At 71.2% G+C, this 14,484-nt stretch carries 11 protein-coding genes and 1 pseudogene; 2 read left to right on the forward strand and 10 right to left on the reverse strand.

The features are described from left to right. Window positions 1-21: 21 nt before the first annotated feature. The gene (locus Manayef4_RS09655) at window positions 22-975 is read right to left on the reverse strand and encodes a dolichyl-phosphate beta-glucosyltransferase (protein WP_254665565.1); all 954 of its coding nucleotides are present in this window, start codon (window positions 973-975) and stop codon (window positions 22-24) included. 726 nt (window positions 976-1,701) lie between these two features. Between Manayef4_RS09655 and Manayef4_RS09660 the strand changes: the two genes are divergently transcribed. Beyond that, window positions 1,702-2,187, forward strand: coding sequence for a hypothetical protein (locus Manayef4_RS09660; protein ID WP_023840457.1), 486 nt, complete (start codon window positions 1,702-1,704; stop codon window positions 2,185-2,187). Here the strand turns inward: Manayef4_RS09660 and Manayef4_RS09665 are convergent. From Manayef4_RS09665 to Manayef4_RS09675, 3 genes and pseudogenes are all read right to left on the reverse strand, one after another. Next, window positions 2,130-2,618: a ribose-5-phosphate isomerase gene (locus Manayef4_RS09665; RefSeq protein ID WP_011435608.1), complete on the reverse strand. Its 489-nt coding sequence runs from the start codon at window positions 2,616-2,618 to the stop codon at window positions 2,130-2,132. The two genes, Manayef4_RS09660 and Manayef4_RS09665, sit on opposite strands and share 58 nt — an antisense overlap. A 19-nt stretch (window positions 2,619-2,637) precedes the next feature. Next, a pseudogene (locus tag Manayef4_RS26620) lies at window positions 2,638-2,721 on the reverse strand (disulfide bond formation protein DsbA); the annotation flags it as partial. A gap of 155 nt (window positions 2,722-2,876) precedes the next feature. Then, window positions 2,877-4,124, reverse strand: coding sequence for an AI-2E family transporter (locus tag Manayef4_RS09675; protein WP_070131393.1), 1,248 nt, complete (start codon window positions 4,122-4,124; stop codon window positions 2,877-2,879). A 313-nt stretch (window positions 4,125-4,437) separates the two neighbouring features. On the opposite strand from Manayef4_RS09675, the gene pepN reads away from it, so the two are divergent. Further along, on the forward strand, window positions 4,438-6,987 hold the full coding sequence (gene pepN / locus Manayef4_RS09680; RefSeq protein ID WP_070131394.1) for an aminopeptidase N: 2,550 nt from the start codon (window positions 4,438-4,440) through the stop codon (window positions 6,985-6,987). Between the two features lie 77 nt (window positions 6,988-7,064). Here pepN and Manayef4_RS09685 read toward each other — a convergent pair whose 3' ends face one another. The 6 genes from Manayef4_RS09685 to Manayef4_RS09710 form a co-directional block, all read right to left on the reverse strand. After that, window positions 7,065-7,502: a DUF5130 family protein gene (locus tag Manayef4_RS09685; RefSeq protein ID WP_011435605.1), complete on the reverse strand. Its 438-nt coding sequence runs from the start codon at window positions 7,500-7,502 to the stop codon at window positions 7,065-7,067. Next, a complete protein-coding gene (locus Manayef4_RS09690; protein ID WP_232234886.1) occupies window positions 7,489-7,929 on the reverse strand; it encodes a hypothetical protein in 441 nt (146 codons plus the stop codon). The genes Manayef4_RS09685 and Manayef4_RS09690 overlap by 14 nt, the downstream gene beginning before the upstream one ends. Before the next feature lie 10 nt (window positions 7,930-7,939). Further along, the gene (gene malQ / locus Manayef4_RS09695; RefSeq protein WP_070131377.1) at window positions 7,940-10,213 is read right to left on the reverse strand and encodes a 4-alpha-glucanotransferase; all 2,274 of its coding nucleotides are present in this window, start codon (window positions 10,211-10,213) and stop codon (window positions 7,940-7,942) included. Window positions 10,214-10,323: 110 nt separating this feature from the next. Then, entirely contained in the window at window positions 10,324-11,745 is a 1,422-nt protein-coding gene (locus Manayef4_RS09700) for a HAMP domain-containing sensor histidine kinase (protein ID WP_254665566.1), read from the reverse strand. Window positions 11,746-12,002: 257 nt separating this feature from the next. Then, window positions 12,003-12,722 carry a response regulator transcription factor gene (locus Manayef4_RS09705; RefSeq protein WP_070131379.1) on the reverse strand — a complete coding sequence of 240 codons (720 nt, stop codon included), beginning with the start codon at window positions 12,720-12,722 and terminating at the stop codon, window positions 12,003-12,005. Window positions 12,723-12,858: 136 nt separating this feature from the next. Then, a complete protein-coding gene (locus tag Manayef4_RS09710; protein ID WP_070131380.1) occupies window positions 12,859-14,187 on the reverse strand; it encodes a mechanosensitive ion channel family protein in 1,329 nt (442 codons plus the stop codon). Between the last annotated feature and the right edge of the window lie 297 nt (window positions 14,188-14,484).

Genomic DNA, 14,484 nt, shown 5'->3' on the forward strand with positions numbered 1-14,484 from the left:
GGGGTCCGGTTCGCCGGACCTTCATACAGCCTTCCGAGGCAGCGGAGTCACACCACCCAGGTCCGCGGGCAGGCGCAGGGGCTTCTCGACGCCCCCCACGGCCGCCGTGAGGACGGCGGGCGGCGGCCCGGCGGTCACCGGTTCCGCGGGGGCCGGGACGCTCACGGCAGAAGGCGGGACTCGGACCTGCGCGGCGGGGGACGCCCCGTCGCCCGGACGAACCGGCGCTGCCGCGGCGGCGGGCGACTGCACCGTGGGACGCGTCACTACGAGGCCGGGAGCGGAGCGGTTCAGGTACCGCCGGGCGCGCATCACGTCGACGAGCATCGCGGGGGTGTGCCGGGTCACCCGGAACGTGCCACCGGGTATCTCCGCCCATCGGACCGGGACCTCGGCGATCCGGTAGCCGATCGACCGGGCGATCGAGAGCACCTCCACGTCGAAGCCAAATCCGGAGGAGCGCGCAAGGCTGAACAGCAGCTTGGCCTCGGGGCCGCGGAAAGCCTTGAACCCGCATTGGGTGTCGGCGACGTCCAGGCTGGTCAGGGACCGGGTGATCTGGTTGAAGGCCCAGCTGCCGACCCGCCGGCCACTGCTGCGGACCGCACCCGCCCCAACCCGGCGCGATCCGAGCGCCACTTCGGCGTGCTCCAGCGCGGCGAGGAGCAGAGGAAGATCATTGACGTCGGAGGCGCCGTCGGCGTCCAGGAAGGCGATCGACTCACCGTGCGCGGYCGACACCCCCATGCGGACCGCGGCGCCCTTRCCCGAGTTCCACGGCAGCCGCAGGACCCGACCACCGGGCAGATCCGCGAGCAACTCCTCGGCGATCGCAGCGGTGCCGTCCGTACTGCCGTCGTCAACCACAATCACCTCGGCACCGGGGATCCTGTGCATGACCGAGATCAGCGGGGGTAGCGAGCCGGGCAGGCGCATCGCCTCGTTGTAGGCGGGGATGACAACGCTCACAGGCACGCGGTCCAAGACTCACTCCTAGGCCGCGACGACGGAGCCGATGACTGAAGCCACCGAGGCGCAGCGGTTGGTGACGGCCGATCGAGATCAGCAAACAGTTTTAGGCGTTCTACCGAAACGCGGCAAAGTATGCATGCTAGAGTTTCCTTTTGTTTCATTTACTGGSAATGTGACACAATGGGCATCTCTTGAGTACAGGTGGACATCTATTGAGCGTACGTTGGACTATCAGACGTTCATCTGGCGATGTGTAGCATACGGATGAGGCAGAACAGCTCGGACAGGGGGTGGCCGATCCCCCGGAGCGCCTCGGATCATCCTGGATCGGACGGTCGGCCAGGTCGCGGTGCGGCGACCCGGCGCCCGCGGGCGTGCACGCTGCGGAGCAGAAAAACGCGGCAGGCGGGCCGGCGGGGGACCAACCGCCGACACCGGGTACGGATTTGCGAACCGTGGATCGGCGACGCCACGACGATTCCGGGGCCCGGCGTCGACCGGACCGGACCGGAAACGGTCGGGCTGTCGCTGTCGGGCGACCCGCCGGTAGCACCCGGGACGGTGAACTTCCGGAGACCTTCRGAAATGGAAGGATGGAGATCAACCTGTCGCGGGGGATAACCGCGCACCGGCGGATTTCCGACGTCCACCCGCGTCACGAGGCCTCCCCGAGCGGCCCGCTTCTGGGATGATCCACCAAGGGTTCCGGCCAGGGCGGATGGAGGAGCCATGCCACGACCCGAGCGCGCAGGTCGGGCCCGGTCGCATGCGGCCGGGGCGGGCGAGGCGGACGCGCAGCTGCGCGGTCTCATCGATGCGGGTCGCAGCAAGCTGCCCCCGAGAACGGCGATGCGGGCCCGCGACGCCGCCCGGCCCACCGACGCCGACCTCGCCGAGGCCGAGCGATCGGTGGTACTGCATCGCGGATCACGCCCCGCACCGGCGACCCCGTCGACCAGCCCCACCGACCCGGTCCGCCGCGGCGGCCCCAGCAGCGCCGGAGCCGGTCGTGCCGAAGCCAGCAGCGCCGGAGCCGAGAGCGCCACGACCGACCGCCGCGGCCGGGGTGCCCGCAGGACCCGCCGACGCTCCGACCGCGGATCCGCCGGACCGCATGAGAGCGGCCCTGCCGAGACCGGGTCCTCGAAGAACAGGTCTCAGGAAGCCGACGAGGCCGACCCGGGCACCGACGGTACGTCCCCGGTCCGCTCGTAGGCCGAGAGCATCCGAAGCCGCCGCACGTGTCGTTGCTCCCCGCTGAACGGCGTGGTGAGGAAGACCTCGGCGAACGTCAGGGCCGCCGTGACGGTGTACATGCGCGCGCCGAGGCTCAGCACGTTGGCATCGTTGTGCTGGCGGGCCAGCGTCGCCGTCTGCTCGCTCCATGCCAGGGCCGCGCGCACCCCGGCGACCTTGTTCGCCGCGATGGCCTCCCCGTTGCCCGATCCCCCGATGACGATGCCCATGCTGCCCGGTTCGACAGCGGTGGCGGCGGCGGCGGCGAGGACGAACGGAGGGTAGTCATCGTCGGGGTCGTACTCGACAGGACCATGGTCGACGGGCGCGTGGCCCAGCTCCACCAGACGCTCGGCGAGCGCCTCCTTCAGGTGGAAGCCCGCATGGTCAGATCCCAGATGGACACGCATGATGTGTCATCATGCCCGATCACGTGAGGATCGGGTCCTGGTCCCAGGTCCGTTTGAGCTCGTGGAAGCCGGGGGTAGCAGCGACGAGCAGAACTCCGTCCCAGAAGACCGCTTCGGTCGCGTCCGCGGGCAAGGGTACGGACGTGGGTGTGGGTGTGGGTACGAACGTGGCCGCGGGGGTGTCGAGAGTTTCGGCGCTCATGTGGTCTCCTCGGTCGACGGCACCGTTCGACCGGGATCAACCCGTCGGGGTGGTKGTCACTTCCCGCTCACGGCGAGATAACCGGCGACCCTGTTCACCATGGCAGCGAACGGAACGGCGGCGATGGCACCGGGGATGCCGGCCAACACGCCACCGGCCGACAGCGCGATGACAATCGCGAGCGGATGCAACCGCACCGCCCGCCGCATGACCARCGGCTGCAACAGGTGCCCCTCGACCTGCTGCACGGCCAACACGACACCCAGAATGATCAACGCATCCGGCACGCCATTCGAGACCAGGGTCACCAGTACCGCCGCGGCGCCGGCCACCGTCGCCCCGACAATCGGGACGAACCCGCCGAAGAACGTCAGCAGGGCCAGCGGCGCGACGAGCGGGACACCCACGCCGACCAGGCCGATGGTGATACCGATCGCGTCGACCGCCGCGACAAAGACCGTCCCACGAATGTAGCCGGTCAACGTGTTCCACGCCTCCCGACCGGCGCCACGCACCCGCTCCTCCGCTCCGTCCGGGAAGCGGGTGACGATCCAGTTCCAGATACGATCCCCGTCGTACAGGAAGAAGAAGGTCGAGAACAGGGTGACGAGCAGGCCGGTGAGCACCTCGGCGGCCACCGAGGCACCGGAGATCACCCCGGAGACCAGGCGCCCCCGGTTGTTCGCCAGGCTCTTGCGGATGTCGTCGACCAGATTGTCGATCTGGCTCTGTGACAGGTGGAGCGGACCGTTTCTMAGATAGCCGCGGATCTGCTCGACGCCCTCGCTGACCTGATCGCTGACCGTGGKGATCTCGTTCGCTGCGTTGAAGCCCACCGCCACCCCGGCACCCACGAACACCGCGAAGAACACGAACAACGCGGTGAAGGCAGCGCCCARCCGGTTCATACCGAGCCGCTGCAGCCGGTGCGCGAGCGGATGGATGAGAGCGGCGATGAGCAGCCCGGCGATGAGCGGAATCACCACGATCCGGACCCGTCCCACGACCATCAGCAGGATGTAGATGGCCGCGCCCGTGACGATCAGACGCCACGACCAGCCCGCCGAGACCCGCAGCGCGACCGGGATGTGATAGTCGGCCCGCCGAGCCGGGGACTCCCCCCCGCCGGCGGCCCGCGGCCCGCCTGGTGGCTCGGATGCCGCCGCCTCGGGCATCGGCGCGGTGGGCATCGGCGCGGTGGGCATCGGCGCGGTGGACGACCCACCGCCGGCCGGAACGGCTGAGGCCCGGCGAGCCCGGTGAGGGCGCCCGGGGACGCGACCGAGCCCCGCCACCCGTCTCACCGGCGGCTCCCTTCCTGTCCTGCCCTCTTCCTGCCTTCCCGCGACCGCGCGGACATCCCGATCCTCCCGCAGGCTGGTCACGCGGAAGATGTCGCCATCGTGCCGCATCGGCGACCAGCGAGAGCGGGCACCCCGCGCCAATCACCACAATCCACCATCTCCGGCACCGGTACCACGGCCGACGGCCCGACCACCACGTCCCCGACCACCACGTCCCCCGGCGGCGACCGTTCCCCTCATCGGCGTGGGAGACTGGGAACACGGTGATGACCGTGTGCAGTCCTGCAAGTCCGTGCCGTCCGAAAGGAACCGGGTGCCCAACAACCTCACCCGCGACGAGGCGCGCGAGCGCGCCCGCCTGCTCAACGTTGCCTCCTATGACGTCGAACTCGACCTGACGACCGGCCACGAGACCTTCCGCACKTCAACCGCGGTCATCTTCACCTGCGTCGAGCCTGGGGCGTCGACGTTCATCGAGCTCGCCGCCGCGAAGGTCGACGAGGTCGTTCTCAACGGAGCGCCGCTCGACCCCGCCGCGGTGTTCGACGGCGAGCGGATCCGGCTCGATAACCTCGCGGAGTCGAACCGGCTCACGGTGGTGGCGGACGGCGTCTACTCCCGCACCGGTGAGGGCCTGCACCGCTTCGTCGACCCGGTGGACGAGGCCGTTTACCTCTACACCCAGTTCGAGACGTACGACGCGCACCGGATGTACGCCTGCTTCGACCAGCCCGACCTCAAGGCGACGTTCACCCTCACGGTCACCGTCCCGGCGGACTGGAAGGCGATCTCCAACAGCGCGGTCGCCGCGGTGGCGGAGGCCGCGATCGGGGTGCGCACCATCCGCTTCCTGACCACCCCGGTGATGTCGACGTACATCACCGCGCTCGTCGCCGGCCCGTACCACGAGGTCCGCGACCACCACGACGGCATCGACCTGGGCCTCTACTGCCGCCGATCGCTGGCCGAGTTCCTCGACCCCGCCGAGCTCTTCGAGATCACCAAAGCCGGGTTCGACTTCTACCACCGGGTGTTCGACTACCGGTACCCGTTCGGCAAGTACGACCAGTTGTTCGTGCCCGAGTTCAACGCCGGGGCGATGGAGAACGCCGGCTGCGTGACCTTCCTGGAGGAGTATGTCTTCCGGGCGAAGGTGACCGAGGCCCGCCGCGAGCGGCGCGCCGAGACGATCCTGCACGAGATGGCGCACATGTGGTTCGGTGACCTGGTCACCATGCGCTGGTGGGACGACCTGTGGCTGAACGAGTCGTTCGCCACCTACATGTCGGTCCTCGCCCAGGTGAACGCGACCCGCTTCACCAACGGCTGGACGACCTTCGCCAACGCGGAGAAGGGCTGGGCCTACCGCCAGGACCAGCTCTCCTCCACGCACCCGATCGTCGCCGACGCCCCGGACATGGACGCGGTACGGACGAACTTCGACGGCATCACCTACGCCAAGGGCGCCTCGGTGCTCAAGCAGCTCGTGGCCTGGGTCGGCCAAGAGGAGTTCCTCGCCGGGCTGCGGGCGTACTTCCGCCGCTACGAGTACGCGAACACGTCGCTGCGCGACCTGCTCGACGAGTTGGAGAACGCCAGCGGGCGGAACCTTACCGCCTGGTCCGCGGACTGGCTGGAGACCACCGGCGCGAACACCCTGCGGCCGCGCTTCTTCACCGACTCCTCGGGCCTGTTCACCTCGTTCGACGTGGTGCAGGAGCCGGCGTCGGCGCCGCCGACCGCCTCGCGCACGCTGCGCCCGCACCGGCTCGCGATCGGCCTTTACGATCGGGACGCCACCGGCGCGCTGGTCCGGCGGGAACGGGTCGAGCTCGACGTGACGGGCAAGCTCACCGAGGTCGCCAAGCTCGTCGGTGCCCGCCAGCCGGATCTGATCCTGCTCAACGACGACGACCTCACGTACGCGAAGGTGCGCCTCGACGAGCGGTCGCTGGCCACGCTCGTCGAGGCGATCGGCGCCATCTCCCAGTCACTGCCCCGGACGCTGTGCTGGGCGGCGGCCTGGGACATGACCCGCGACGCCGAACTCGCCGCCCGGGACTACGTCCGGCTCGTGCTGTCCGGGGTGACCGCTGAGGACGACATCGGCGTGGTGCAGTCGCTGCTGGCCAAGGCGGACCTGACGATCGACACCTACGGCGACCCGGCAAACCGGAAGCCCGCGCTGCGCGCGCTGACGGAACGCGCCGAGGAGCTGGCGCGCGCCGCGGCCCCCGGCAGCGACCTGMAGCTCGTCTACACCACCTCCTTCGCCCAGGCCGAGGAGGCCGACCAGGTGGCGCGGATCCGGGCGCTGTTCGAGGGCACCGACGTCATCGAGGGGCTCGTGCTCGACACCGAGCTGCGCTGGACCCTGCTGACCCAACTCGTCGCCCGGGGCGTGTACGCCGACGCCGAGATCGACACGGAGCTCGCCCGCGACCGCACCGCCACCGGCGAGAAGCGAGCTGCGACCGCGCGGGCGGCACGGCCGACCGCGGCGGCGAAGGCCGCAGCCTGGTCGGCGGTCATGGACTCGGACACCCTGTCGAACCACTTGGCCGCCGCGACGATGGGCGGTTTCTGGATCTCCGACCAGCTCGAGCTGACCCGGCCCTACGTGGACCGTTTCTTCGACGAGATCGCTGGGATCTGGGAGACCCGCAGCTTCGACATGGCCTCCACCATCACCCAGATGCTGTTCCCGGCGTCGGTGATCGAACCGGAGACGGTGGCGAAGGTCGACGCCTACCTGGCCGAGCACAACCCGGTCCCGCCCCTGCGGCGGGCCCTGCTGGAAGGCCGCGACGGGCTCGTCCGGGCGCTGGCCGCACGCAAGAAGGACATCGAGGCGGCGGCGTAGCGTACCCGCATCAGGCCGGTCGGAGCCGGCCGGGCCGGGAGGAGYCGGCCGGGCCGGCTCCTCCGGGATCAGCGGGGTCAGGGCGTCGGGCTGACCGCCAACGAAGGCTGCGTCGGGGGGAGGGTCCCGGCGGCTGCGCCGCCCGCGCCACCTGCCGCGTCCGCGAGCTGGCGGATGCCGGTGATCAGGCCGCCGACCAGATCGCCCAGCGCGAAGCTGGAGGCCATCGTCAACGCGGCGAGCCCGGTGGCCGAGTCGCTGATCCGCTTCCTGGCGGCCGGGGTCGTGGCGATCCGTACGAACCGCTGCCCGGGCGAGACGAGGATCAGCACGGCGGCATCCCGCCCCGCGTCGTTGACGAGGTTCGCGAGGATCCGCTCGGCGGCGAGCCGGACGTCGCCGCGCACCGCGCCGATCCGGATGCTGACGTGGATGCCGGTACGCGTCTCGGCAAGCTCCCGGGCCCGGTTCAGCCGGTCGAGCTGCTCGTGGGTGAACGGCTCACCAGTTGCCACTGGCACCACCCGCGCCGGGAAGGGCGGTCTTCGTCTGCTCGCCCTCGATCTCCTCCGGCTTGGAGCCGATCCAGATCTCGTCGTGCTCCCAGGGCTGCCCCGGGCGGTAGCGCACCGGCCCGCTCTTGCGGCTCGACCACGCGGCCAGCAGGATCGCGATGACGAACCCACCGACGATGGTGCCGCCGTAGATCGCCCATGACTGCACGGCCGTGAGCGGATCGGGGTTGTAGGGGGTTCCGATCTCCCCGGCCGAGGCGCTCACCGCGAACACCGGCACCGCGAACAGCGCGAGGCCGACAACGGTGAGAACCCGGCGCGGCGCGATCCTGGATCGCGACCCCGGCGCGGGGTGTGCCCCCGGCCACGGGCGGGAGGTGCCGGCGAACGGCAGCCATCGGGTCTGGCGCGGTCGACGTCGAGTCACGCAGCGAAGATTACCGGGAAATGGGGTTACGGTCCTCGTCTGGGGATGCCGCACCGGTGGACGACACGCCCCGGACCTGGGCAACCCGGACCTGGGCGAGGAACTCGCCAAGCCGGCGCACGTCCGGATCGGTCAGCAGACGTTCCACCGTAACCGGCCGACCGGCGGAGTCGGTCACCGGGAGCCGCCAGTTCGGATAGGCGTCGGTCGTGCCCGGCAGGTTCGGCTGATGCCGGTCGCCCAGCGCGTCACCCGGCGACCCGAGCACGATGCGGCACGAAGACCGCACCAGCAGCCGGTGCAGCGCGAAAACGATCTCCTGCCGAACGGCGGGGTCGAACTCCGGCCGGCCGCGCCCGCCGGGGTTCCCCCGTCCGCCGAGGCCCGCCGCCGCGCCCGCCGGATCCACCAGCCCCTCGGATCGCACCAGCTCGACCAACGCGTCCCGCTCGGCTCGCCAGCCGGCCGCCTCGGCCTCCTCCGAACGCCCGAGCAGCCCCAACCGGGCGCGGGTGCGCACGTGCTCGCCCTCGAGGTAGCCGGCGGCGGTGGGCAGGTCGTGCGTGGTGAGGCTGGCCATCGTCGCCGCCCGGTACGCCGTCGGCGGCAACGGGCGGCCCTCGGCGTCCTGCTCGAACCACAGCACCGTCGAACCCAGCACGTTCATGCGGGCGAGCGTCGTCGCCACCGATGCCTCGACGGTACCCAGATCCTCCCCGACGACGACGGCGCCGGCACGGGCGGCCTCCAACGCGAGCAGGCCGAGCATCGCCTCGGCGTCGTAACGCACGTATGTCCCGTGAGCGGCGCCCGCCCCAGCCGGAATCCACCACAGCCGGAACAGGCCGAGGATGTGGTCGACCCGCAGCCCGCCGCCGYGGCGCAGCACCGAGGCGACCATCTGACGCAACGGCGCGTACCCGGCCTCGGCCAGGGCGTCCGGCCGCCACGGCGGCAGCCCCCAGTCCTGGCCCTGCTGGTTGAAGGTGTCCGGTGGGGCCCCCACGCTCGCGCCGACGGCGAGAACGTCCTGCAGCGCCCAGGCGTCCGCACCGCCCGGATCGACGCCGACGGCCAGGTCGTGCACGATCCCGGCGGCCATCCCGGCGGCCCGGGCGGCGGCCTGCGCCGCGGCGAGCTGCTGGTCGCAGCGCTGCTGGAGCCACACGTGGAAGGCGACACGGTCGGCCAGCTGCGCCCTCGCCTCGGCGACGGCGGGCGCGCCCGGATGAGCGAGACGCGCCGGCCAGGTCCGCCAGTCCGGGCCGTACCGCTCGGCGAGCGCGCTCCAGGTCGCGAAATCGATCAGGTCGGACCCGGCCGGCTCGGCGGCGGGCTCGGAAGCGGCGGACCCGGCGGATGCCACCTGCTCGCCGCCACGCCGGAAGACCTCGAAGAGCAGTTCCAGCGCGGCCAGCTTCGCCCGCCACACCGCGTCCCGATCGAGCAGACCGTCCCGCCGCCCGTCGCGACGGGCGCCGCGGGCGAGCTTGTCAACGGCAGCCCGGGTGGCGGGATCGGCCCGGGCGTACTCGGGCGTCCGCTCCGGTCGCAGGTAGAGCGGGGAGACGAAACGGCGGCTTGCGGGCGAGTAGGGGGACGCCGCGACGGGCAGGGTCGGCGCACCCGCATGCAGCGGATTCACCAGCAGCACGTCGGCACCCGCCCGGCCCGACCAGTCGGCGAGCGTCGCGAGATCGCCATAGTCCCCCATCCCCCAGGACGACGTCGAGGTGAGCGCGTAGAGCTGGATCATCCAGCCCCAGGCGCGGGCCGGCGGGGCGAGGGCGGCGGGGCCGGGCACCGCGGCCGGCACGGCAACGACCTGGCAGCGATGCCGCTCGGTTCCGGCGTCGATGTGCAGCACGTGGTCCCCCAAGGGCAGACCCGCCGGGAGCCCTATCGGCCGGGCGACCCAGGGCACGCCGTCGAGCACCCGCTCGGCCAGGGGGGCGCCAGGGGGATCGAGGACGATTCGGCCGCCGGTGCCGAGCTCCAGCTCAGCGTGTGGAATGATCTCCACGGGCGTGTGAACGACCACCGGGCGCGGTGCTGCGGCGACGACGACGGCGCAGGCCGGCACCCGGCGTCGCCAAGGCCGCTCCAGCGCCGCCGCGAGCGCTGCGGCGGGATCCGTCGGATCGACCCCCGCCAGCCGCAGGACGGCCCGGACGGTGTCCGGCGCGACCTGTACCGGGACACCGTCGGCCCCGAGGTAGGACGTCGCCACGCCGGACACTGCGGCGAGTTCGGCGAGGACCGGGTCGATGGTGGGGTCCACCACCGGCGTCCCAGCGGGCTGCGGTCCCGCCGGGGCGGTGGGACCGGCGGGGGACGCGGGGGACGCGGAGGACGCAGACGCGGATGCGGTGGGCACGGCGGGGCAGTCGGAAGTCACGGCCTGGGATTCTCGCCCGCGCGGTCCGGAGGCGAAGCAGCGCCGTCCGGCGGGTTCGGCGCCGGACCCGGTGTGGTGGCCGGGCCCAGCGGACCGGGGTCGTCAACGACCGGCAGCCGCATCCGCAGCAACGCCCCGCCACTCGGGGAACTCTCCGCGGTGACGGTACCCCGGTGGGTGTGCACGGCATCCGCGACGATCGCGAGGCCGAGCCCGGATCCGGGCAGGCCCCGCGCGGAGGTGGCCCGGTAGAAGCGGTCGAACACCTGCACGCGGTCCTCCGGCGCGATGCCCGGTCCGTCATCCGCGACGGTTACCTCGCCGTCCCGGGAGCCGACCCGGACGACGGAGGCGGGCGGCGAGAACTTCACGGCGTTGTCGAGCAGGTTGGTGATCGCCCGTTCGARCATGTTCGCCCGCCCGTCGACCGTCGAGGGAGTCGCGTCGAGCTCGATGCTGATGCTCTTGCCGGTGGCGCGGCGCCGGGCCCGTTCGGCCGCGGCTCGCACGATCTCCGCGAGATCGAGCCGTTCCACCTCCTCGGTGGGCGCCTCGTCCCGGGCGAGCTCAACCAGTTCGCTGACGAGGCCGGACAGTTCGCGCATCTGCGCGTCCACGTCGCGTAGCAGTGCCTCATGGTCGGCCGCRGGCAGCGCGCGATGCGGGTTCGCCTCGGCGCGCAGCAACAGTTCGATGTTCGTACGCAGGCTCGTCAACGGGGTGCGCAGCTCGTGGCTGGCATCGTCGACGAGCTGGCGCTGGCGGGCCCGAGATGCCTCCAGCGCGCGCAGCATGCTGTTGAGGCTCTCCGCCAGCCGGGTGATCTCGTCGGATCCGGTCACCGGGATGAGCGCCGACAAATTCTGGGTACGAGCGACCTCCTCGGCGGCCGCGGCCGCGGCGTCAACGGGTTTGAGCGCGGCACGTGCCACGATCTGTCCGGCGAGCACCGAGCCGACCACCCCGACGATCCCGACGACAAGCAGCACCAGCGCGAGGTCGCGCAGGGTCCGGTCGACGTCGGTGGTCGGCCGGGCGAGCTGCAATGCACCGCCGGACGCGGGACGTTGCAGCGGAACCGTGACAAGCCGGTAGGACTGCCCGTCAACGGCGATCGTGCGCAGGTTCTGGGCCCGCTCCCGCCGGGCCACCTCGGCGTCGGCGGAGTCGACCGGGATCCGCACGCTGTTCCAGGACGAGACGGCGTTCTCCAGCGGATTGCCGGCGGCGTCGAGGAACTGGCCCTCCAGCCCGAAGCTGAACGCCTGCAGTTCCAGCCCCAGCGGGCTGGTCTGGATGGTGCGCGCCGACGCCTCAGCCTGCTCTACGAGCTGGTCGTCGATGGCCTGGTTCAGCACGATGCTGGTCGCCCCCAGCGACACCCCGGCGACGACCGTCACGGCGGCAGCCACCGCCATCCCGACGAGCAGGGCGAGCCGGGCCCGCAACGTCAGCTGACCGAGCGGGGAGGAAAACCGGATCCTGGGGTGACGTCCCGGGTGGACCCGCCGCGCGAACCCGTCCAACCGGCCGGCGCGCCCGTTCACCGCCGCATGCCCCGCTACCGGCTGCCCCACCGCCGGACGACCCGCTACCGGCTGCCCCACCGCCGCATGCCCCGCTGCCGGCTGCGGCCACCACGGCGAGGGCGCGGCCCCCTGGTCGGGGGCACTGCTCACGCCCGGTCCCCCGACGGCTCACGCAGCACGTAGCCAACTCCGCGCACGGTGTGCAACAGCCTGGGCTCGCCGTTCGCCTCGAGCTTGCGGCGCAGGTAGCTCACGAAGACCTCCAGCGAGTTCGACGTCGGGCCGAAGTCATACCCCCAAACCCGCTCCATGATCATGGAGCGGGAGAGCACCTGACGCGGATGAGCGAGAAACAACTCCAGCAGCTCGAACTCGGTCTTGGTCAGAATCAGCTCCCGATCACCGCGGGTCACCTGGCGGCTGACCTGATCCAGACAGACCCCGCCGTAGCGAAGCGTCGAGTCGGGGATCCCTCTGGACCCGGCCGCCCGCACCCGCGCGGCCAACGCCGCCCGGCGGATCAGTGCYCGCAACCGGGCGAACAGCTCCTCCAGGGCGAACGGTTTGACCAGGTAGTCGTCGGCACCGACGTCCAAGCCGCTGACCCGGTCGGCCAAGCCGTCCCGAGCGGTCAGCATGAGCACCGGGACGTCGTCGCCCTGGGCCCGCAGCCGACGGCAGGTCTCCAGCCCGTCCACCCGGGGCATCATCACGTCCAGCACGACGATGTCCGRCCGCTCGCGGCCGATGACATCGAGCGCGTCCGCCCCGTCCACCGCCGTGGCCACCTCGTACCCCTCGAACCGCAGTGAGCGTTCCAGGGACTCCCGGACAGCCGCGTCGTCGTCCACCACCAGTACCCGCACGCCCCCAGTCTGCCTTCACCCGACGCGGTGATGGTGCTGCGCGGGGCCGGTCTCAGGAAGACGTACCGCGATCCTCAGGACGGTTTCAGCCACCGCAAGCCCGGACAGACCGACCGGCACGCCCAGGCYGACCAGATCAACCCCTCAGGTGCGACGGGCCGGGGGCGGGCGGGTCGATCCGTGCCCGCGGCAGATCCGTCCCYTGAGCGTCCGCGTCACCCCCGCCGACCCCGGCATCCGGATCCGCGTCGTCCTCCTCACGGCTCCCKGCGGTCTCCTCGTCGTCGTCGACCATGGTCACCTCACTGCGTTRCACGGAACCGAGCTCGATGCCAGCCGCGCCAAGCGAGGTCCGGACCCGCTCACGCAGCTCACGCGCGACCTCCCACTGCTTGAGCGGCTGGGTCTTGATGGCGACACGCAGGGTGTAACCGTCCGAGGTCATGGTCTCCATGCCCCAGACCTCGGGCTCGGCGAGGATGAGGCTGCTCCACTTCGCGTCCGCCCAGAGCTCGTTCGCCGTCCGGGCCAGCACCCGTTTGGCGGTGGCGACCTCGGTGTYGTAGTCGAGCGGAACGTCGAGCACGGTCCGTGCCCATTGCTGGCTCTTGTTACCGACCCTGGTGATCTCGCCGTTCCGGACGTACCAGACGGTGCCCTCGACGTCGCGCAGTCTGGTCGTCCGGAGACTGACCGCCTCCACGGCGCCGGAGACCGGACCGAGATCGATCACGTCTCCCACCCCGTACTGGTCCTCCAGCAGCATGAACATCCCCGACAGGAAGTCCCGGACGAGGTTCTGCGCACCGAAACCGACCGCGACTCCCAGCACACCGGCGCTGGCGACGATGGGGGCGAGATTGATGCCCAGCTCACCCAGGATGCTGAGGAATGCCAGGCCGAAGATGAAGATGGACGTCACGCTGCGCAGCAGCGAACCGACCGTCGCCGCACGCTGACGGCGCCTTTCCATCAGCACTGCCGGGTCGCCGAACGCGCCCAGCAGAGAGCCGGCCCGGGAACTCCGGAACAACCCGCCCCAACTGCCGGAACCAGTCCGTTCGGTGGCGTGTCCGATGTCGGTGGTGCGCCGGATGAAGCGGTGCAGCAGCGCCCGCACCACGAACGCGATCACTAAAATGAGCGCGATGCGGATCGGGGTACCGAGGAACACCTCAGCCCCGGAGGCGAGATAGTTACTGTGGGTCGTGTTGTAGACGGTGCGACACAGCAGCCCCGGATCGGTCCCGCAGGCGTCCCGCAGCGCGGTCGCGACGCCCTCCAGGGACACCAGCGGGTCGGAGGTCACCGACGGGCTCGGCGAGGGCAGCGGGGTGGGCGTCGTCAGCCCGGACGTCGGGCCCGGCGATCCGGTGGGTGACGGCGAGGCGGACAGCAGCATTCCCAGCGACGGGATGAGAGGCTGAGCCAGCAGGGACGGGGCGGGCGTCACGGCGTCGATCATCCTTCCGGTAGATTGCGATCATTCGGAGTTCCCCGAGCCGGCCGAGGTCACCGGCCCTCCCGCGCTCGCGGCGGCCGGGGCGGCGGCCGCAGGTCAGTCTCACCCATGCCGGTGGCCCGGCGGTGGGGGCCCCGATCCGGTCGACGGACGGCCACGCTCCGGCCCAACCACTCTCCAACCCAACCCGGCCAGGTCTCCCACTACACTCAAAAAAGCACTTTCCGTATTGATATGGTCACAGAATGGTCGCCCACATGTGACAAAGGCCACGAGATATGTGCAGMGCCACGGCACGAA

The organism is Frankia sp. CgMI4, assembly GCF_001756285.1.
Classification (GTDB): Bacteria; Actinomycetota; Actinomycetes; order Frankiales; family Frankiaceae; genus Frankia; species Frankia casuarinae.